Here is an 18,484-nt window from a genome sequence, read left to right on the forward strand (position 1 = left end):
TTCCGGCCGCTGTCATGGCCGCCGGGGGTGTACGGCAGTCGTCTCGGCAGCGTGCGTGCCGTGTCACCGCGCCAGCCGCCCCAGCAGTACGGACGCCGCCGTGATGCCGATCGCCGTGGCCGCGAACAGCACCGCGAAGTCCAGCGGCAGGTGCGCGGGCACGCCGAGCAGCAGTCCGCGCAGCGCGTCGACCTGGTAGCTGAGCGGGTTGACCGCGCTGACGTACTGCAGCCAGTCCGGCATGGCCGTGGTCGGGTAGAGCGCGTTGGACGCGAAGAACAGCGGCATCGTGATCGCCTGCCCGATGCCCATCAGCCGGTCGCGAGTCAGGACGATTCCGGCGATCGTCACCGACAGGCAGGAGAAGAACGCCGAGCCGAGCAGCACGGCCACGATCACGCCGGCCAGGCGCACGGGGTTCCAGGTCATGCTCACGCCCAGGAACGCGGCGATGAGCATGACGACCACCGCCTGGATCATCGCCTTCACACCGGCGGCGAACGCCTTGCCGGTGACCAGCGCCGCTCGCGGAGTCGGCGTGACCAGGAGCTTGGTCAGGACCCCCGAGTCGCGCTCCCAGATGATCTGGATGCCGTAGAAGATGGCGATGAACATCGTGGACTGGGCGATGATCCCGGGGGCCAGATAGTCGAGGTACGGGATGCCGTCGCTGGGGATCAGCTTGATGCGGGTGAACGTCTCACCGAAGATCAGCAGCCACAGGGCGGGCTGGATCGCGCGGGTGTACAGCTCGGTACGATCGTGGCGCAGCTTCTGCAGCTCCACCACGCACATCGCGGCGACCCGGGCGGGTAGCACGCGCCACCCCGTACGGGCGCGCGGCGGAACGAGCAGCAGGTCGAGGCCGCCCGCGCCGGTGCTGTCAGCCGACACGGGAGGCGGTGTTGCGGGTACGGCGGACATCGCGGAACTCCCCTCCTCCTTCGTCGAGGCCGCTTCCGGCGACGTCGCGGAACACGTCCTCCAGCGTCGGCACCGCGTCGTCACCGCGCCGCTCGCGCAGGTCGGCGATGAGCCGTTCCGGAGTGCCGAGGGCCCGTACGCGTCCCTTGTGCATGAGCGCGACCCGGTCGCAGTACTGTTCGGCCTCGTCCATGTAGTGCGTGGTGACCACGACGGTCATCCCGGTGGCGGCGCGTACCGCCATGATGTGCTCCCAGACGCTGGTGCGGGCGATGGGGTCGAGCCCGATCGTCGGCTCGTCCAGCATGAGCAGGCGGGGCGCGCTGACCAGGGCCTGGGCGAGTTCGAGGCGGCGTACCATGCCACCGGAGTAGGTGCCGGCCATCCGGTCGGCGGCGTCGGCGAGCCCGACCGCCTCCAGCGCCTGGCCGACACGGCCCGCGCGCTCGCGCCGGGGGACGTCGAAGACGCGGGCGAACAGGGAGACGTTCTCGCGGCCCGTGAGGCTCGCGTCCGCCGACAGCTGCTGGGGCACGTACCCGAGCAGGCGGCGCACCGCCATCTTCTCGGTGGCCGCGTCGTGCCCGAAAACCCGCACCATCCCGGACGGAACGGGCAGCAGCGTGGTCACGCATCGGATGGCGGTGGTCTTGCCCGCCCCGTTGGGGCCGAGCAGACCGAACACCTCTCCGGCGGCGACCGTCAGATCGACGCCGTCGACGGCCCTGGTCCGGCCGAACGAATAGCGCAGGCCGGTGCAGGTGACCGCGTCACCCGTGGTCGGCGTACCGTCCCTCATGCCGTCCCCACCTCCTCGTGCAGGCCCTCGGCGAGCCTGCGCAGCGCCGGGAGCGCGGCGGTCAGCGCGGCCCGGTCCTCCTCACTGAGCCGCTCCACCTGCTCGCGGACGAGCGCCGCGCGCCGCTCCTCCCAGGCGCGCAGCCGCGCCTCGGCCTCGGGGGTGGGCAGCAACCGGGCGGAACGGCGGTCGTCGGTGCCGGTCTCCCGGCGCAGCAACCCGGCGGTCGTGAGCTGATTGACCAGCGTGGACACCGAGTTTCCGGCCAGATACAGCTCCTTGGCCGCCGCCGAGACGCCGATGCCGGGGTTGGTGGAGACCAGCCGCAGCAGCTCGACCTGGGCACCGCGCAACCGCGGCCCGGTCAGCCCTCGGCGCAGCTTGCGCCGGAGGAGCCGCTGGATACCGGTCAGGACGCCCGCGAGAGCGTCGGGAAGATCTGTACTGCCCATACTCAAAACATTAGCTCTGTTCACGAGCTAATGTGAAGTGGTCTTAAACGATCTCGAGGTTGGCCATCATGCCCATGTCCTCGTGTTCGGCGTTGTGGCAGTGGAAGAGGTAACGGCCGCGGTAGCCGTCGAACCGGGTGATGATCTCCACGGCTTCGCCGGGGCGTAGCGAGACGGTGTCCTTGAGCCCCGCGTCGTGGGCCAGCGGCGCCCTGCCGCTGCGCGAGAGCACCTGGAAGCCGACCAGGTGCAGGTGGACGGGATGGTGGACGTCGGCGACGAGCCGCCAGACCTCGACGTCGCCGAGCCGGGCCGTGACATCGGCGCGGGCGGGGTCGAACGGCAGGCCGCCGATGAGCCAGCCATGGCCCGCGTGCATCTGCCCGGCACGGAAGGAGAAGTCGCGCACCCTGACGGCGTCCGAACGCCGCCAATCCGGCAGATCGGTGGACAGCCTGCCGGGGATGCGGCTGTCGTCGGTGGCTCCGCGGGCGACGCGGAAGGCCATCACATCGCCGGTACGGCCTGCGCCAAGCCGGTTGATCACCCTGACGAGGCTCCCGACCGGGACACCGGAGAAGTCGACGACCACGTCGTAGCGTTCGGCGGGCGCGATCGGCAGCAGCCGGTGGGTGACCGGGACGGCGAGCAGCCCCTGGTCGGCCCCGATCTGGACGAGGTCGAGGCGGCGCCCGTCGTCGGTGACCGCTTCGAGTTCGTAGTGGCGGGCGTTGGAGGCGTTGAGGATGCGCAGCCGGTAGCGGGCCGCGTCGACCTCGTGCACGGGCCAGGGTGCGCCGTTGACCAGGATCACGTCGCCGAGGACCCCGGCGAGGTACGGCTCGCGGACGCCGGGCCGTACGCGCAGGGTGGGGTCGAGGGCGGGATAGGCGAGGCTGCCGTCGGCGGCGAACGCCCGGTCGGCGATCATGAGGGGCAGCTCGCGCGGTCCGGCGGGCAGGCCGAGGGCGTCCTCGGCGTCGTCGCGGACGATGTGCAGCCCGGCCAGGCCCCGCCAGATCGCGGGGGCGGTGAAGTCCATCCGGTGGTCGTGGTACCACAGCAGCGTGGGCCGCTGATCCAGCGGGAAGGTGTAGTCCCTGGTCAGCTCGGTCACCACGGCCCTCGGGTCGCGCATGCCGTGCTCGGACCCGTGCCCCATGTGCATGGCGTGCTCCTGCCGGCCCTCGGGCAGGACGAGGTCGGTCGGATACCCGTCGGAAGCCGCCGGGGTCCGCCCGCCGTGCAGGTGCACGACCGTCGGGACGGGCAGCTCGTTGCGGTGCGTCACGGTGACCGGCCGGCCGCGGCGCGACTCGATCGTCGGCCCCGGGAAGGTCCCGCCGTACGTCCACATCGGCGTCGTGACCCCGGGCAGGATCTCCGCGCTCGCTTCACGCTGGGTGATCTCGTAACGGTCGGCGCCGCCGGAGGTGCTGACCGGCTTCAGCACGGCGGGGATCGGCAGCGGCACCCGGAAAGGCGGCGGCAGCGGTACGGCACTGCGCAACTCGGCGCCGGTGATCGACGGCCGGCGGGCCAGCGCGGCCGAGGCCGACAGCCCGGTGGCCGCCATCAGCCCGAGCGCCCCGCCGATGCCCAGAACCCGCCGCCGGGTCAGGCCCCGGGCGTCATCCTCACGCATTGCGAGCCTCCCGCCGCGGCAGGGGCCGGCTCCAGACGGCGATGAACAGTACGACGAGCGCGACGACGGTCATCACACCCAACGGGATGTGCAACCACAGCGCGCCGTCCAACCCGGCGAAGTACTGCACCGTCTCGGCCGCCACCACCGCCGTCGTGGCCAGGAACGGCCACACCTGGCGCAGCCGGATCCACACGACGATCGCCACGATCACCTGCAGGTAGCCGATGGAGGTGACCACGTCGGCGCCGATCGCGTGCCAGCGCAGGCTGTCGAAGTCGCCGGTCAGATACACCCCGGCGAACACCGGCTGGCCGACGATCGCCACCACATGCGCGCTGACGACGGCCCGCAGTGTCCGCGCGGCCATGGTGAGCATGCGTCATCCCTCCTCACTTTGTTCTCGCTGTTCGCGAGCGGGCTCGACACTATGGCTCGACAGCTATCTTGTCTAAGATCAATATTGCTATGCTGTTATGCCCGGGGAGTCATGATGGAGCTGAACACGCTCAGGCAGTTCCTGGTGGTGGCGCGGCTGGAGCACCTCAGCCGCGCGGCCGACGAGCTGCGGGTCGCCCAGCCTTCGCTGAGCCGTACCATCGCCCGTTTGGAGAGCGAGCTGGGCACACCGCTGTTCGATCGCAGCCGCTGGCGTCGGAGACGTTCCTCACCCTCACCGGGCCGCTGGCGGCCTTCAAGCGAGCCCATCCCTCCATCGAGGTCGCACTCCACTGGGCGGCGGCCGAGGACATGGCCCGCCACCTGCGGGCCCAAGAGGTCGACCTGTGCGTCGCCTCGCAGCCGATCCACGCCGCGGGCCTGGAGGCGGTTCAGCTGCTCGACGAGGCGGTGTGGGTGGCCACGTCACTCGATCATCCGCTGGCGGGCCGTACCTCGGTGAGCATCGACGAACTCGCCGACCAGTCCTTCGTCTCCGCCCGCAAGGGACACTGGCAGCGCCGGCTCCTCGATCGGCTCTTCGCCGCCAGAGGCCTCACACCGAAGATCGTCTGTGAGGTCGACGAGCCCAGCTCCATCGCCGACCTGATCGGCGCGGGGCTCGGCATCGGCCTCGTCCCTTCGTTCGCCCGGCATACCTCCATCCGGGCTCCCCTCGTCGCGATCACCGTGGACAGCCCCGACTGCCGTCGCGCGCTCACGCTGTACTGGGGTGCCGACAGCCACCTGTCGACCGCCGCCCGCCTGATGCGCACCATGATCACCAACTGGAACTGGACCACCGGCGATGCGCCGGCCTCACATTCCGAGGGGCTGTCTGGTCGGTAACTACAGAGACGCGGATTTCACTATCTCGACCAGAAGAGGCGACATGTCAACAGCTCAGGAAGCACGCAACAAGGAGACGTACCACCGCTTCCACGAGGCCATCAACAGCGGCGATCTGGAGATCATCTCGAAGGCGATCGACGAGTTCATTCACCCGGACGGGCGGTTCCACACGGCGGAACTGGCCGGCGTGACCGCGGTGCAGGCGCAGAAGCGCATATGGGACGTCCTCCTGCGCGCGTTCCCCGACATCCACGTGAGCGTCGAGGACCTGCTCGCGGACGGAGACAAGATCGTCGCTCGGCAGCGGGTCACCGGGACCAACTCCGGTGAATACCGGGGCATGCCCCCCACCGGCAGATCCGTCACGTACAACGAGATCTTCATCGCCCGCTTCGCCGACGGCCAGATCACCGACATCTGGGGAGTCGTGGACATCTATTCACAGCTGCAGCAGCTCGGCCTGATCAAGGCGTAGCACCTCGCGATCATCGTGCCCGGAGGCCCTCCCCCGGCGCCGACCGGCCCGGTGCTGGGTGCCGGTCACCGCCGCGCTGTTCCTCCGGTGGCGGACCAAGGACAAGGCGGCGCGGATGAAGGACATGGACATCGCGCACCCCGAGCCCTTCTGAGCCAACCCGGCGTGCATGCGGCACAGACGGTCGCCCCGGGTTCGCCCGCCCACCGAGCCGCCCCGCTCCCCCAGGTCAGGCTGGGCCTCGGTGGCACCCGTACCTGAGTTTTCTTACTCGACCGGGCCCTGTCTCGGTGCCGCACGGACGTGCGCGCGTTCGCCTTGTTTCCCGATGAGGCTCAGGAACTCGACGGGTCCGGCGCTGGTGGCCCCGAACCAGTGCGGGGTGCGCGTGTCGAACTCCGCCGCCTCCCCTGGCCTGAGGATGAGGTCATGCTCGCCGAGCACAAGGCGGAGCGTTCCGTTGAGGACATAGGCCCAGTCGTAGCCCTCGTGGGTGCGAAGGTCGGGCTCGGCGTCGTCGCTTCCGGTCGGGAGGACGAACTTGTAGGCCTGGATTCCTCCGGGCCTTCGGGTCAGCGGCAGGACGATCGAGCCGTCGCCGCACGGGATGGGACGCAGATTGACGCGGGGATCGCCGGTCGGCGGCGCGTCGACGAGTTCGTCGAGCGTGACCCCGTAGGCGCGAGCAAGCGGAAGCAGCTGCTCGAGCGTGGGACGTCGCAGGCCCGCCTCGAGCCGGGACAACGTGCTGGTGGAGATGCCGGTCTCCGCCGCGAGGTCGGCGAGCGTGACGTCTCGATGCAGCCGAAGACGTTTCAACCTCGGTCCCACAGCGTCAAGAGTGCGGTCTATGGCTTCGTTCACCCCGCCATTTTGCCATTCGGCAACAGCGTTTGCGAATCTGCCTGCTCTGTTAGCACCATGAACAACGCCACAGCGGAGAGATCATCGCGAACAAGGGAAAACGACCTATGACCTACGAATTCGACAAGGACTTCTGGGAGCGGCACTGGCAAGAGGGGCGAGCCGGGGGCTCCGGGTCCATGGGCGGCAACCCGCCGAACCCGTACCTCGCCCGTGAGACCAGCGGCCTGACACCGGGCACGGCACTGGACGCCGGGTGCGGCGGCGGCGCCGAGGCGATCTGGCTCGCCTCTCACGGCTGGCACGTCACCGCGGCCGACATCTCGTCCGAGGCCCTTGCTCGCGCTGCCGAGCGCGCGGCGACGAGCGGGGCCTCCGAGCGGTTGCAGTGGGTTGAGGCGGATCTGCGCCTCTGGAACCCGGGCGATCGGTTCGACCTGGTCATGACCCACTACGCCCATCCGGCGATGCCCCAGCTGGAGTTCTACGATCGCATCGCCGGGTGGGTGGCTCCCGGCGGCACGCTGCTCATCGTGGGGCACCTGCACACCCCGGAATCCACCGGCCACGGGCACCAGCATCCGGCCGAAGCGTCGGCCACCTCCGCGACCGTCACCGCGCGCCTCGACGGCACGGAGTGGGAGATCGTCACCGCCGAAGAGCCCCGCCGCACGCTCACCGGCCACGGGGGCCGCGCGGTCCCCCTGCACGACGTCGTCGTCCGCGCCACCCGCCGCCGGTGACCGCGCCGACTCCCCTGGCCTTCTGAAAGGAATTGCATGAGTACGAACCCGGGAGCACCCGACCCGACCATCCACGACCCACGACAACGACGTACGATCCTGGCCGGGGTCTGCATCGCGCTCATGGCGGTCATCGCTTCGGTGTCCGGGCTGAACGTCGCCCAGTCGGAGCTCACCGTCGCGTTCGACGCCTCGCAGACCGAGGTCTTGTGGTTCATCAACATCTACACCCTCAGCCTGGCCGCGTTGCTCCTGCCACTCGGCGCGATGGGCGACCGGTGGGGCCGCAGGCCGGTGCTGCTCGCCGGCCTGGTCGTGTTCGGAGCAGCGAGTGCGGCGGCCGGCCTGGCCACGTCGTCCGGGATCATGCTCGCCGCGCGATTCCTGAGCGGCGTGGGCGCAGCGATGATCATGCCGGCCACCCTCGCCGTCATCACCTCGACCTTTCCGGATGAGGAACGTTCCAAGGCGATCGGTGTGTGGACCGGCGTCGCCGGCGGTGGAGGCATCTTGGGGATGTACCTGTCGGCAGTCCTGGTCGACCTGGCGAGCTGGCGGTGGCTGTTCGTCCTGCCGGTCGTGCTCGTCGTCGTCGCCATCGTCATGGCGCTGCGATCCGTCCCGAACTCGCGCGAGGCGTCAGGGCACGGGTTCGACGCCATAGGCTCGGTGTCGTCCGCGGTCGCGGTGGTCGGGCTCGTCTTCTTCCTCCACGAGGGCCCCGAACGAGGCTGGACCGCGCCCGCGACGCTGCTGGGCCTTATCGTCGGCCTCGTCGCCGCTGTGGGATTCGTGGCATGGGAGCTGCGCCGGCAAGCACCGCTTCTCGACGTCCGCCTGTTCCGGGAACGTGGTCTCGCGAGCGGTTCCGTGTCGCTCTTGACGGTCTTCGGCGTGCAGGCGGGGATCTTCGTGGTCCTCTTCCCGTACTTCCAGGCGGTGCTCGGCTGGTCCGGCCTTCGCTCCACGCTGGCGCTCATGCCAATGGCGCTGCTGATGATGTTCGCCTCCGGCCTCGCCCCGCAGGTGGCCGCGCGCATCGGCAGCCGTTCGACGATGGCCTCAGGGATCTTCCTGGGCGGCGCGGGGCTGGTCCTCATGGCCACCTTCGTCTCCGTGGACGGTGGCTACCTGTCGATCCTCCCCGGCATGCTCGCCATGGGACTCGGCATGGGTTTGACGATGACGCCCTCCACCGAGGCCATCACCACCGCCTTGCCGCGTGAGCGCCAAGGTGTCGCGTCCGCGCTCAACGACGTCACCAGGGAGTTCGGGACGGCGCTCGGTGTCGCGCTGCTGGGAGCGGTTCTGACCGCCGGGTACCGCGGCGCCATCGACTCCCGGCTCGCCGGAGTGCCGGACGCCGCCGCCGACACCGTCCGCGAGGGGGTCGCCAACGCCCTCGCGGGCGGTGTCGAGACGCAGGCGCTGATCCGGGCCGCCCAAGAGTCCTTTGTCGCCGGGTGGCAGCAGGCCATGTGGGCGGGCGCAGTGGTCATGGCGGTCCTGTTCGTGTACGTTCTCGCGCGAGGTCCGCGGCCACGGCCCTGGGGTTCCGACAGCGGCAGCCGTGAATCCAACGATGTAGTCGCCGACCTGCGCTGACTCACCGAGGCGACGGTTCTCAGGATGTCCTCCCGGTGTGCTCGCTGCCGTCCTTGCCCGTCTCGGTCCGTCCGAAGGCCCACAGGTCGTCCGGGGCGACAAGACCATGTACTGGTCGTGGCGGCCCGTCCCGTTCAGGACGAAGAAGGACTCGGAGAAGGTCCGGTGAAAGTGAGGTCCTCCCCCGGACGGCTCGGCGCCCATCTCCCACCGGTAGAGCCTGTACTGGCCGCCGGTACTCGCGCCGGTGGCCAGGTAGTGCACCCTCGTACGCCCGCCGATCAACAGGTCGGGCGCTTTGTGACACCCAGGCTCGGTGGTGTACGTCACATCGTCGAGTTGTCACAGGAACCGGGTGGCCGGCATCTCCATGCCGTCAGGACGCCGCGCGAACGATCCGCGCGGCGTGCAGCTCCACAAGTGAGGACGAAGTCATGGAACCCCGTATGAACCTGAACGCCAACGAGTTCGGCGCCAAGCTCGGCAAGCGGTTCTACAACGTCAGCCTGGCGATCGAGCAGTCGACGCTGCCCAAGCCCACCCAGGACCTGGTGATGCTGCGGGCCAGCCAGATCAACGGCTGCGGCTTCTGCGTCGACTACCACTCCAAGGATGCCGCGGCCGCCGGGGAAAGCGCGGTGCGGCTCAGCCTGGTCGCCGCCTGGCGCGAGTCCACCGTGTTCACCGAGGCCGAGCGGGCCGCGCTGGCGCTCGCCGAGGAGGGCACCCGGCTCGCCGACGCCTACCAGGGGGTGTCCGACGAGACCTGGGCGCAGGTGCGCAAGCACTACGACGACGACCAGATCACCGCGCTGGTCTACCTGGTCGCCATGATCAACGCGGCCAACCGGCTCGGCGTGATCGTGCGCACCCAGGGAGGCTCCTACGAGCCCGGCATGTTCGCGAGCATGTCGAGCTGATCGACGGGCGAACCCCGGTCCAGGATCGTTCGATCCGGGCCGGGGCCCGCCCATGGCCGGGTGCGGCGGCGGCCGGTTCGCGCCGCGCGGGCTAGGATCGCGCCATGCCTTTGACAGTGGACGACGTCGACCGGTTCGAGGCGTCCAGGCCGCGCCTGGAGGCCATCGCCTACCGCCTCCTCGGCTCCGCCGCGGAGGCCGAGGACGCCGTGCAGGAGACGTTCCTGCGCTGGCAGGCCGCCGACGTCGACCGCATCGAGGTCCACGAGGCCTGGCTGACGAAGGTCCTCACCAACCTGTGCCTCAACCAGCTCACCTCCGCGCGGGCGCGCCGCGAGACCTACGTGGGCCGATGGCTTCCCGAGCCGCTGCTCGCCGGGGACCCGATGCTCGGCCCGGCCGACACCGCCGAGCAGCGCGACTCGGTCTCGTACGCGGTCCTCACCCTCATGGAGCGCCTCTCCCCCAACGAGCGGGCGGTGTACGTGCTGCGGGAGGCCTTCGACTACCCGCACCGGGAGATCGCCGAGATCCTCGACCTCACCGAGGCCGCCAGCCAGCAGATCTTCCACCGCGCCAAGAAGCACGTCGCGGACGGCAAGGCCCGTACCGAGATCGACGCGGCCGCCGCCCGGCGGATCGTCGAGGAGTTCCTGGCGGCCGCCACCAGCGGCCGGACCGAGCCGCTCGTACGCCTGCTCACCGAGGACGCCATCTCGGTCGGCGACGGCGGCGGGAAGATCCCGGCCCGCACCAAGGCGTTCGAGGGCGCCGTCGCGGTCGCGAAGTTCCTGCGGGGCCTGTTCAAACCCGCCGAGGCCAAGCGCACCATGGTCGGTGGCTCGCCCGAGATCTACGCCTGGATCGCCAACGGCGACCCCGCCGTGGTGGCCGTCGTGGACGGCCGGGTCGTGGGCATCATGTGCCTGGAGGTCACCGCCGAGGGCATCACCGCGTTCCGCAACCAGGTCAACCCCGACAAGCTCGAACGCGCGACCGCGCAATGGGCGGCCGCCGACCACGGAGAGCCCCTGTTCGATATGTGAGGTGCTTCACATCCCGTTCCTGTCAGGAAACGGCGGGCTGCCCGGTTCAAGAGGCAACCGCACCAGACAGGAGCAGGAAATGCAGCACCGCATCGTCGTCCTCGGAGCCGGATACACCGGAGCCGTCGCCGCCGGCCGCCTCGCCAAGCGGCTCCACCGCGAGGACGTCGCCATCACCCTCGTCAACGCCGAGCCCGACTTCGTCGAACGCGTCCGCATGCACCAGGTGGCGACCGGCCAGGACCTCAAGCCCCGGCCGTTCAGCGAGATGTTCGCGGGCACCGGCGTCGAAGTCCGGCTCGCGCAGGTCACCGGCGTCGACGTCGACCGCAAGACCGTCGCCGTCATCGACGCGAACGGCGCCGGACAGCTCCCCTACGACACCCTCGTCTACGCCCTCGGCAGCCGCTGGAACGCCCAAGGCGTCCCCGGGACCGCCGAGCACGCCCACGAGATCGCCAGCCGCCCCGGAGCGCTCCGGCTGCGCGAGCGCCTGGCCCGCCTCGACGCCGGGCAGAGCGTGGTCGTCGTCGGCGGCGGTCTCACCGGCGTGGAGGCCGCGACCGAGATCGCCGAGGCCCGCCCTGACCTCGACGTCGCCCTCGCCGCCCGGGACGGCCTCGGCGACTGGCTCTCCCCCAAGGGCCGCGAGCACCTGCGCAAGGTCTTCGGCAAGCTCGGGATCACCGCGTACGAGCACGCCGCCGTCACCGGCGTCGAAGCCGATCGCGTCACCACCGCCGACGGCACGGCCATCCCGGCCGCGGTCACCGTGTGGACCGCCGGCTTCGCAGTTCATCCGATCGCGAAGGCGACCGCCCTGGAGGTCACCGGCAGCGGCCAGATCGTGGTCGACGGGACCATGCGCTCGGCCTCGCACCCGGACGTGTACGCCATCGGCGACGCGGCCATGGTGATGGGCCCCGGCGACAAGCCGCTGCGCATGTCGTGCGCCTCGGGTACCCCGACCGCGTGGCAGGCCGCCGACGCGATCGCGGCGCGCCTGACCGGCGGGAAGCTCCCGAACGTGTCGATCCGCTACTTCAACCAGTGCATCTCGCTGGGCCGCAAGGAGGGCTTGATCCAGTACGTCACCGCCGACGACCGCGCCGTGCAGGCGGTCCTGACCGGCCGGCTCGCCGCCGTCTACAAGGAGCTGATCTGCAAGAGCGCCGCCTGGGGCGTCGCCAACCCGACGCTCGGGCTGCCGACCCGGCGCCGCCGCGTCACGTGGGAGCGCGCCTCGACGGGCTCGGCCGTCAAGGCGTCGGCATAGAGCGCGAGGTGAGGCGGGCGCCCGCGCGGCCCCAGAGACGTCCTCGGCCCGGCTTGACCTTACCCTCAAGGGCAGGGTTTACCGTTCTTCGAGGTGAGAGGCATGCGGATCAGCGAGCTGGCCCGTCGGGCGGGCGTGACGACAAAAGCGGTGCGTTACTACGAATCGCTGGGACTCCTCACGCCCGAGCGGCTGGCCAACGGCTACCGGGACTACGACGAGCACGACGTACGACTCACGCGGGAGATCAGGGCGCTCGGCGACCTCGGGATCCCCGTCGAGCGCACCCGCCCGTTCCTGGACTGCCTCACTGCCGGCCACCGGCACGCCGACGACTGCCCGGCCTCGCTGGCCGGGTACCGGGACGCGATCGCCGAGCTCACGCAGCGGATCGAGGGGCTCACCGCCCGCCGGGCAGTGCTGATCGGGCACCTGGAGGAGGCCGGCCACCGCAACAGCCGCGTCTCACCGGCCACCGAAGGAGAGGACCCGATGACCGACTACGCGAGCCTGCCCGCTGACCTGCCCGTTCCCGAGGACGACGGCGCGGCCGCCCATCTGCCGGGCATGAAGGTGCCGCACCTGGAATTCCAGGGCACCGGCGGCGGGACGATCCGCCTTGACGCGCTCGGCGCGGGCCGGACGGTGCTCTACATTTATCCGCTCACGGGACGCCCGGGCACCGACCTGCCCGACGGCTGGGACTCGATCCCCGGAGCGCGTGGCTGCACCCCCGAGGCCTGCGGCTTCCGCGACCACCATCAGGACCTGCTCGCCGCCGGCGCGGCCGGCGTGTTCGGCCTGTCGAGCCAGGACACCGACTATCAGCGCGAGGTCGTCGAGCGGCTCCACCTGCCGTTCCAGATGCTCTCCGACCCTGCGCGGAGCCTGGCCCAGTCGCTCGATCTGCCCACGTTCGAGGCCGGCGGGCGGACGCTGTACAAGCGGCTGACCCTGATCATCCGCGACGGCGTGATCGAGCACGTCTTCTACCCGATCTTCCCGCCGGACGAGCACGCCGGCCAGGTCCTGACCTGGCTGCGCGACAACCCCCTGGTCAGGCCGTTTCGGCGCTGAGGGTCTGTGCCACGGGCCGACGGGCCGCCCAGCGTGCGGGTACGGCGGTGAGTGCCGCCGTTGCCAGGACGATCACGAGTGCGGCCGCCAGCATCCAGGAGACGGGCGGTGTGATCGTGTTCCCGACGCTGAAGAGCCCGAACAAGCCGATGCCCAGGGGAACGCCGGCGAGCGCGCCGAGCAGGGCGGGCAGGAGCTGGGCGGCGGACAGCCCCGCGGAGATCTGTCCCGGGGTGGCGCCGAGGGTGCGGGCGATGGCCATGTTCGCTCGGGCGTCCATCGCCGTGGTCCAGGTGAGCGTGATGGTGTTCACGACCGCGAGTGCGATCAGCAGGATGGCGACGGCGAGCATCAGCCGGCGGTCGTGCTCGCCCCGCAGGTTGGGCAGGGCGGAGGAGCCGTTGAGGCCGTAACCCCGCTCCGATTGGACGTAGAGGGTCAGCAGGGCGACGATCGCGATCATTGTGGTGGCGGTGGAGCACGCCTGCAGCACGGCGCGGCCCGGCCGGCGCGCGGTCAGCCGCAGCCCGAGCAGCAGCGGCGTGGGCAGCAGCGCGGACAGCGCGGTGAGCCAGGGCCGATGACGGGGCTGGTGCGCGGTGGCGGACAGCGCCGTGACGGTCGCCGTACGCATGGCCCGCAGGGTGGGACGCAGCGTGGACAGCACCGCCACCGCCACGGCGAGGACGGTCGCCGTGGCGACGGTGGCGCCGCCGGGCCCGACCGCTTCGCCGATCCGGCTGGCGGTGGGACTGGCGATGGCGGGCACGGTCAGGCGGGCGATCACCAGCCCCAGCACGTCCCCGACCAGCGCCAGCACCAGGTACTCGGTGAACAGGACGGCGGCGATCAGCCCCGGGGTGGCGCCGACGGCCTTGAGCAGCCCGGCCCGGCGCGTCTGCTCGACGGCGCGTCCCGCGGCCAGTGCCGCCACTCCGGTGATGGCCAGGAAACTGAGCAGCCAGCTGCCGACGACCAGGATCGGCTGGCTGTTCCTGAGGATGACCATGTCCTGTTGCGCGGTGAACTGCCAGGAGCGGAAGTTGACCCTGAGGGTGGGCACGCTGCGGGCGTCGATGAAGGCCTCGGTGGCGGCGGGGTCGCGCAGCTTGAGGTCCATGGCCGTGGTCACCGGGAGGTCTTGGGACGACGCCAGTGTCCGGGCGTCCGATCGGGTCATCCAGGCCAGGCCGCTGTAGTCGCTGGGGCCGCCGCCCGGGCCGATCTGCGCCGCCCAGGGGTAGATGGAGGTGGCCGCGGTGACGGCGATCCCGACGACGGGGTACGACCGGCCGGCGATGGTGACGTGGTCGCCGACGCCGACGCCCAGCGCGGTGGCGAAGCCCCGTTCGAGGACCGTGCCGCCGGAGCGGACCCACTGACCCGAGGTCACCAGGGGCCGGTTGACCGCGCCGGGCTTCTCGGCGAAGCCCTGCACCACCACTGGGGACGACGTGGAATCACGCGTGGTGAGGTCGGCGTAGACGATGCGATAAGGGCCATGGTGGGCGACCACTTCGGGAGTGTCCGTCAGCGAGACCAGGGTCGGGGTCACCGCGGGGCCCGTCTCGCCGGAGAGCACCACCACGTCCGGCCCTGCGGTGGTTGCGCGGGTCTGCACGTACAGCGCGTCACTCACGCCGCGCAGGGACAGGCCCAGTGCCATCGTGGCGGTGGCCACGGTCACCGCGAGCAGGAGCATCACGGCCTGGACCCGGTGCCGCCGCACGTCAGCCAGCACCAGACGCACGACGAGGACGATGGAGCCCATGCCGTTCAGCCCTCCAGCCCGATCAGGCCGCCGAGCCACCCGGTGCCGGTGCCCGTGCCGGCCATCCGGGTGTCGTCGACGAACATCCCGTCGCGCATCGAGATCAGCCGGTCCGCGGTGGCCGCGACCCGCTCGTCGTGCGTGACGATCACGAGGGTCTGCCCCGCCGAACGCAGGTCCTCGAAGATCCTCAGCACGTCGAGTGTCGCCGCGGTGTCGAGGTTGCCGGTCGGCTCGTCGGCCAGGACGACCAGCGGGTCGTTGGCCAGCGCGCGGGCGATGGCGATCCGCTGGCGTTGCCCGCCCGACAGCTGCGACGGCAGATGCCGGGCACGGTCGGTGAGCCCGACCCGTTCCAGCAGCAGGCCCGTGCGCCGCCTGGCCTCGCGCCGCGAGCGCCCGGCCAGCAGTACGGGCAGCTCCACGTTCTCGGCCGCCGACAACTCCTCCACCAGATGGAAGGCCTGGAAGACGAACCCCACCGACCGGCGCCGCAGCCGCGCCAGAGCCCGCTCGCTGAGGGTGTCGATGCGCCGGCCGGCCAGCCACACCTCCCCGTCGCTGGGCCGCTCCAGGCCGCCGAGCAGGTGGAGCAGGGTGGACTTCCCGCAGCCGCTGGGGCCCATCACCGCCAGCATCTGCCCCTGGGGCACCTCCAGGTCGACGTCGTCGACCGCGCGGACCCGGCCCTGCCCCTGACCGTGGTGTTTCACCAGGCCGCGGACACCGACCACGGGACTCGACTCGCTCATGCGTCCTCAACCTTGTCGTCGATCCTGGACCAGGCTCGCTCGCAGGCCGCCAGCCAGCGCAGGTCCGCCTGCAGCCGCAGCATGATCCCTTCCAGCAGCAGGGCGGCGCCCGAGCCCGCCGGCTCGGCCAGCGCCGCGTGCTGCGTCTCGTTCAAGCGGCGCAGCAGCTCGCGGCGCTGCGCCGCGACCAGTTCGACCGGGTCGGCCAGCCGGGCCGCGGCGGCCGCGACGAGCTTGAGGTGAAACTCCGCCAGGTCCGGTTTCGGCCAGCCCACCTCGGCCAGCCACGCGGCCACCCGCTGCTGTCCGGCCGGCGTCAGCGCATAGACCTTGCGGTCCGGCCGCTCGGGAAGGCCGTCGGCCCGCTCGCAGACCACGAGCCCCGCCTTTTCCAGCCGGGCCAGCGTCACATAGATCTGACCGCGGTTCATCGACTCACCCAGCGGCCCGAGACTCTGCCGCAGCCGGGCGTGCAGGTGGTAGCCGTGCGACGCCTCCTTGGCGAGCATCGCCAGCACTGCGTCTTGCACTTCCCTCCCTCCTAAGGCTTCCTGAGCCGGAACCCGGTGGTGACGTCGTCCCCTTCGAGGGGATCGCCGTCCTCGAACGGGTCGTCGCCGACGTCGTCGTCGGTGGACGGCTCCTCGGTCGGCTTGGGCGTCGGCTTCCGCACCAGGTCGTGCTGCCGGCCGCCGAAGGTCGGCGCCGGGAACGGCTCGACCGGCTTGCCGTCCATCGCGATCGTCATGAAGTCACGCCAGATCTTGGTAGGTGTCCCGGCGCCCTGGATGTTGCCCAGGGAGACCTCCTTGGGCAGGGGGTAGCCGTTGGCGTCCTTGATGACCTTCTTGGTCTTCGGGTCCGTCCGCGGGACCTCCTTGTACATCCCGACGGCCGCGGAGAGCTGCGGGGTGTACCCGACGAACCAGGCTTCCTTGTTCTCGTTGTTGGTGCCGGTCTTGCCGGCGATCGGACGCCCGCCGGGCAGCGAGGTGCCCCTGGCGGTGCCGGACTTGACCACCTGCTGCATCGCGTAGGTCGCGTCCGCGGCACTGTCCGGGCTGATGACCGTTTTGGGCACGCCGGCCTCCTCCATGACGGTCATCCCCTTGAACGTCTTGACCGAGACGACCACGTGCGCGTCGTGGTGGACACCGCCGTTGGCGAAGATGCCGTACCCGTCGGCCTGCTCGACCGGAGTGACCAGGCCGGCGCCGATGGACATGCCGAACGCGTGGTCCTTGACGGCCTGGTCCAGATTCTTCTTGTTGATCCCGGCGTCCCCGGCGATCCTCTCGACCTCTTTCAGGCCGACCTCCTGCGCCATCGTGGCGAACGCCGTGTTCACCGACTCGGCGGTGGCCCGGTCGATCTGCACGGCCGCGCCGACGTCGTGCGAGTTGCCGATCGGCTTGGTGCCCGGCAGCGTGACCGGGCCGTTGCCGGACACGTAGCTCTTGAGGCTGTAGCCGTTCTCGAGCCAGGCGGCCAGCACGTACGGCTTGAACGCCGACGCGGCCTGCTTGTAGGCGTCGAAGGCGTTGTTGGTGAAGCTCTTCAGGTAGTCGCGGCCGCTGTAGAACGCGATCACCCGGCCGTTGCGGGGGTCCACGGCGGCCATGTTCGCGCGGATGTGCTTGTCGTGGACGGTGGCGAGGTTGCTCTCCACCGCCTTCTTCGCGGCCTGCATGAGCTTCCTGTCGAACGTCGTCGTGACCCGGAAACCGCCGCTGCGCAGGCTTTCCCTGGAGATCCCCCGCTGCTCCAGCTCACGCTGCGCGATGTCGACCATGTAGCCGTTGATGCCCTTGAGGGTCTCTTTCTTGTCCAGCTTGGCGAGCTTGGGGAACTTCGCCGTCTTGGGCAGCTGCCCGTACTTCGCCGGGTCGACGATCGCCATGCCGCCGATGACGTACGCGAACCGCTCCCGGGTCGGCGCCCAGTTCTTCTTGGCCTCCGTCTTGTCGAAGACGACCGGGTTCTGGACCCGGCCCGCCAGGTAGGCCGCCTCGGCGGGGGTCAGCTTGTCGACGTCCTTGTCGAAGAACGCCTGGGCGGCGGCCTGGATGCCGTCCGCACCGCGGCCGAAATAGATGGTGTTGAGGTAGTTGGCGAGGATCTCGTCCTTCGACATCTCCTTGCTGGCGCGGATCGAGACGAAGATCTCCTTGACCTTCCGCTGGATGGTCCGCTCCTGGCTGAGGCCGTCGTAGTAGGCCCGCGCCATCTCCTGCGTGATCGTCGAACCGCCCTGGACCTGCTGGCCGGTCAGGGTGCTCCACGCCGCCCGCGTGATGCCGGACACCGAGATGCCCGGGTCGGTGCGGAACGTGCGGTTCTCGGCGGCGATGAAGGCGTCCTGGACATGCCGCGGGATCTTGGTGATCGGGACGATCTCGCGCTTGGTGCCGAGCCGGGCGATCTCGGTCTTGCCGTCCCGGTAGTAGATGACGCTGCCCTGCTCGGTTGCCTTCTGCTGGGTCGCCAGAGGCAGCGGGGTGTTGGCGTACGCCACCATGATCATGCCGAAGAGACCCACCGCCAGCACCGTGCAGGCGAGGACCACGACCTTCCAGCTGGGGATGAACCGCTTCCAGCCGGTCCGGCGCGGCCGGTCGCCGTCCTCGTCCGGCCCTCCCCCGGGACCTTCGCCGCCCGGTCCGCCTCGTCCCTGGCCGCCGGATCTCCGTAACCCGTCACCACCTGGCACCGTCGCCTGGGGGGTGGCGCGGCGCCGCCTCCTGCGCGGGCTTTCCCCGGCGCCGCTGCGGTCGGCCTCGCGCCGAGTATGTGAGCGGTACCCGTGCGACGGCTCCTCGGCCATTGCCAGCAATCCATCCCCCTA

19 protein-coding genes and 1 pseudogene are annotated in these 18,484 nt (G+C 70.5%); 10 read left to right on the forward strand and 10 right to left on the reverse strand.

Going from position 1 to position 18,484, the window contains the following annotated elements:
* Window positions 1-63: 63 nt before the first annotated feature.
* From ABZX61_RS19670 to ABZX61_RS19690, 5 genes are read right to left on the reverse strand one after another with little or no spacing between them, the layout of a single operon-like run.
* Window positions 64-894 carry an ABC transporter permease gene (locus tag ABZX61_RS19670; RefSeq protein ID WP_355196324.1) on the reverse strand — a complete coding sequence of 277 codons (831 nt, stop codon included), beginning with the start codon at window positions 892-894 and terminating at the stop codon, window positions 64-66.
* Window positions 884-1,723: an ATP-binding cassette domain-containing protein gene (locus ABZX61_RS19675; RefSeq protein WP_355196326.1), complete on the reverse strand. Its 840-nt coding sequence runs from the start codon at window positions 1,721-1,723 to the stop codon at window positions 884-886. The genes ABZX61_RS19670 and ABZX61_RS19675 overlap by 11 nt, the downstream gene beginning before the upstream one ends.
* The gene (locus tag ABZX61_RS19680) at window positions 1,720-2,175 is read right to left on the reverse strand and encodes a MarR family transcriptional regulator (protein WP_355196328.1); all 456 of its coding nucleotides are present in this window, start codon (window positions 2,173-2,175) and stop codon (window positions 1,720-1,722) included. Before ABZX61_RS19680 ends, ABZX61_RS19675 begins: the two co-directional genes overlap by 4 nt.
* A 43-nt stretch (window positions 2,176-2,218) precedes the next feature.
* Window positions 2,219-3,820, reverse strand: a complete 1,602-nt coding sequence (locus ABZX61_RS19685) for a multicopper oxidase domain-containing protein (RefSeq protein WP_355196330.1) — start codon at window positions 3,818-3,820, stop codon at window positions 2,219-2,221.
* Window positions 3,813-4,199, reverse strand: coding sequence for a hypothetical protein (locus ABZX61_RS19690; RefSeq protein WP_355196332.1), 387 nt, complete (start codon window positions 4,197-4,199; stop codon window positions 3,813-3,815). Before ABZX61_RS19690 ends, ABZX61_RS19685 begins: the two co-directional genes overlap by 8 nt.
* 114 nt (window positions 4,200-4,313) lie before the next feature.
* On the opposite strand from ABZX61_RS19690, the pseudogene ABZX61_RS19695 reads away from it, so the two are divergent.
* From ABZX61_RS19695 to ABZX61_RS19705, 3 genes and pseudogenes are all read left to right on the forward strand, one after another.
* Window positions 4,314-4,409, forward strand: a pseudogene (locus tag ABZX61_RS19695) (LysR family transcriptional regulator); the annotation flags it as partial.
* Between the two features lie 125 nt (window positions 4,410-4,534).
* Complete coding sequence (locus ABZX61_RS19700) at window positions 4,535-5,107, forward strand: LysR family transcriptional regulator substrate-binding protein (protein WP_355197062.1); 573 nt, start codon at window positions 4,535-4,537, stop codon at window positions 5,105-5,107.
* Window positions 5,108-5,150: 43 nt separating this feature from the next.
* A complete protein-coding gene (locus ABZX61_RS19705) occupies window positions 5,151-5,585 on the forward strand; it encodes an ester cyclase (protein WP_355196334.1) in 435 nt (144 codons plus the stop codon).
* A gap of 267 nt (window positions 5,586-5,852) precedes the next feature.
* On the opposite strand, the gene ABZX61_RS19710 is transcribed toward ABZX61_RS19705, so the two are convergent.
* On the reverse strand, window positions 5,853-6,449 hold the full coding sequence (locus tag ABZX61_RS19710) for an XRE family transcriptional regulator (protein ID WP_355196336.1): 597 nt from the start codon (window positions 6,447-6,449) through the stop codon (window positions 5,853-5,855).
* A gap of 107 nt (window positions 6,450-6,556) precedes the next feature.
* Between ABZX61_RS19710 and ABZX61_RS19715 the strand changes: the two genes are divergently transcribed.
* From ABZX61_RS19715 to ABZX61_RS19745, 7 genes are all read left to right on the forward strand, one after another.
* Complete coding sequence (locus ABZX61_RS19715; protein ID WP_350730458.1) at window positions 6,557-7,192, forward strand: class I SAM-dependent methyltransferase; 636 nt, start codon at window positions 6,557-6,559, stop codon at window positions 7,190-7,192.
* Window positions 7,193-7,228: 36 nt separating this feature from the next.
* A complete protein-coding gene (locus tag ABZX61_RS19720) occupies window positions 7,229-8,797 on the forward strand; it encodes an MFS transporter (protein ID WP_355196338.1) in 1,569 nt (522 codons plus the stop codon).
* A 37-nt stretch (window positions 8,798-8,834) separates the two neighbouring features.
* The gene (locus ABZX61_RS19725; protein WP_355196340.1) at window positions 8,835-8,966 is read left to right on the forward strand and encodes a hypothetical protein; all 132 of its coding nucleotides are present in this window, start codon (window positions 8,835-8,837) and stop codon (window positions 8,964-8,966) included.
* A gap of 265 nt (window positions 8,967-9,231) precedes the next feature.
* On the forward strand, window positions 9,232-9,717 hold the full coding sequence (locus ABZX61_RS19730) for a carboxymuconolactone decarboxylase family protein (RefSeq protein WP_350730464.1): 486 nt from the start codon (window positions 9,232-9,234) through the stop codon (window positions 9,715-9,717).
* A 104-nt stretch (window positions 9,718-9,821) separates the two neighbouring features.
* The gene (locus ABZX61_RS19735) at window positions 9,822-10,763 is read left to right on the forward strand and encodes an RNA polymerase sigma-70 factor (protein ID WP_350730466.1); all 942 of its coding nucleotides are present in this window, start codon (window positions 9,822-9,824) and stop codon (window positions 10,761-10,763) included.
* Window positions 10,764-10,842: 79 nt separating this feature from the next.
* Complete coding sequence (locus tag ABZX61_RS19740) at window positions 10,843-12,039, forward strand: FAD-dependent oxidoreductase (protein WP_355196343.1); 1,197 nt, start codon at window positions 10,843-10,845, stop codon at window positions 12,037-12,039.
* 102 nt (window positions 12,040-12,141) lie between these two features.
* Entirely contained in the window at window positions 12,142-13,116 is a 975-nt protein-coding gene (locus ABZX61_RS19745) for a MerR family transcriptional regulator (RefSeq protein WP_355196345.1), read from the forward strand.
* Here ABZX61_RS19745 and ABZX61_RS19750 read toward each other — a convergent pair.
* Genes ABZX61_RS19750 through ABZX61_RS19765 form a run of 4 tightly spaced genes read right to left on the reverse strand, consistent with a single transcriptional unit; the run spans window position 13,097 to window position 18,463 of the window.
* Window positions 13,097-14,887 carry an FtsX-like permease family protein gene (locus tag ABZX61_RS19750; RefSeq protein WP_355196347.1) on the reverse strand — a complete coding sequence of 597 codons (1,791 nt, stop codon included), beginning with the start codon at window positions 14,885-14,887 and terminating at the stop codon, window positions 13,097-13,099. The two genes, ABZX61_RS19745 and ABZX61_RS19750, sit on opposite strands and share 20 nt — an antisense overlap.
* A gap of 5 nt (window positions 14,888-14,892) precedes the next feature.
* Entirely contained in the window at window positions 14,893-15,639 is a 747-nt protein-coding gene (locus tag ABZX61_RS19755; protein ID WP_355196348.1) for an ABC transporter ATP-binding protein, read from the reverse strand.
* Window positions 15,636-16,169 (reverse strand): PadR family transcriptional regulator, encoded by a 534-nt coding sequence (locus ABZX61_RS19760; RefSeq protein ID WP_355196350.1) that lies wholly within the window; start codon window positions 16,167-16,169, stop codon window positions 15,636-15,638. The genes ABZX61_RS19755 and ABZX61_RS19760 overlap by 4 nt, the downstream gene beginning before the upstream one ends.
* 11 nt (window positions 16,170-16,180) lie before the next feature.
* The gene (locus ABZX61_RS19765; RefSeq protein WP_355196352.1) at window positions 16,181-18,463 is read right to left on the reverse strand and encodes a transglycosylase domain-containing protein; all 2,283 of its coding nucleotides are present in this window, start codon (window positions 18,461-18,463) and stop codon (window positions 16,181-16,183) included.
* Window positions 18,464-18,484 lie beyond the last annotated feature (21 nt).

The organism is Nonomuraea sp. NPDC003709, from assembly GCF_040610775.1.
In the GTDB taxonomy this organism is placed as follows: Bacteria; Actinomycetota; Actinomycetes; order Streptosporangiales; family Streptosporangiaceae; genus Nonomuraea; species Nonomuraea angiospora_A.

What these genes read in the sequence shown, in the direction of transcription:
- ABZX61_RS19675 (WP_355196326.1), bottom strand. Translation starts at nt 1,723, where the DNA reads ATGAGGGACGGTACGCCGACCACGGGTGACGCGGTCACCTGCACCGGC.
- ABZX61_RS19680 (WP_355196328.1), bottom strand. Translation starts at nt 2,175, where the DNA reads ATGGGCAGTACAGATCTTCCCGACGCTCTCGCGGGCGTCCTGACCGGT.
- ABZX61_RS19685 (WP_355196330.1), bottom strand. Translation starts at nt 3,820, where the DNA reads ATGCGTGAGGATGACGCCCGGGGCCTGACCCGGCGGCGGGTTCTGGGC.
- ABZX61_RS19690 (WP_355196332.1), bottom strand. Translation starts at nt 4,199, where the DNA reads ATGCTCACCATGGCCGCGCGGACACTGCGGGCCGTCGTCAGCGCGCAT.
- ABZX61_RS19705 (WP_355196334.1), top strand. Translation starts at nt 5,151, where the DNA reads ATGTCAACAGCTCAGGAAGCACGCAACAAGGAGACGTACCACCGCTTC.
- ABZX61_RS19715 (WP_350730458.1), top strand. Translation starts at nt 6,557, where the DNA reads ATGACCTACGAATTCGACAAGGACTTCTGGGAGCGGCACTGGCAAGAG.
- ABZX61_RS19720 (WP_355196338.1), top strand. Translation starts at nt 7,229, where the DNA reads ATGAGTACGAACCCGGGAGCACCCGACCCGACCATCCACGACCCACGA.
- ABZX61_RS19730 (WP_350730464.1), top strand. Translation starts at nt 9,232, where the DNA reads ATGGAACCCCGTATGAACCTGAACGCCAACGAGTTCGGCGCCAAGCTC.
- ABZX61_RS19735 (WP_350730466.1), top strand. Translation starts at nt 9,822, where the DNA reads ATGCCTTTGACAGTGGACGACGTCGACCGGTTCGAGGCGTCCAGGCCG.
- ABZX61_RS19740 (WP_355196343.1), top strand. Translation starts at nt 10,843, where the DNA reads ATGCAGCACCGCATCGTCGTCCTCGGAGCCGGATACACCGGAGCCGTC.
- ABZX61_RS19745 (WP_355196345.1), top strand. Translation starts at nt 12,142, where the DNA reads ATGCGGATCAGCGAGCTGGCCCGTCGGGCGGGCGTGACGACAAAAGCG.
- ABZX61_RS19750 (WP_355196347.1), bottom strand. Translation starts at nt 14,887, where the DNA reads ATGGGCTCCATCGTCCTCGTCGTGCGTCTGGTGCTGGCTGACGTGCGG.
- ABZX61_RS19755 (WP_355196348.1), bottom strand. Translation starts at nt 15,639, where the DNA reads ATGAGCGAGTCGAGTCCCGTGGTCGGTGTCCGCGGCCTGGTGAAACAC.
- ABZX61_RS19765 (WP_355196352.1), bottom strand. Translation starts at nt 18,463, where the DNA reads ATGGCCGAGGAGCCGTCGCACGGGTACCGCTCACATACTCGGCGCGAG.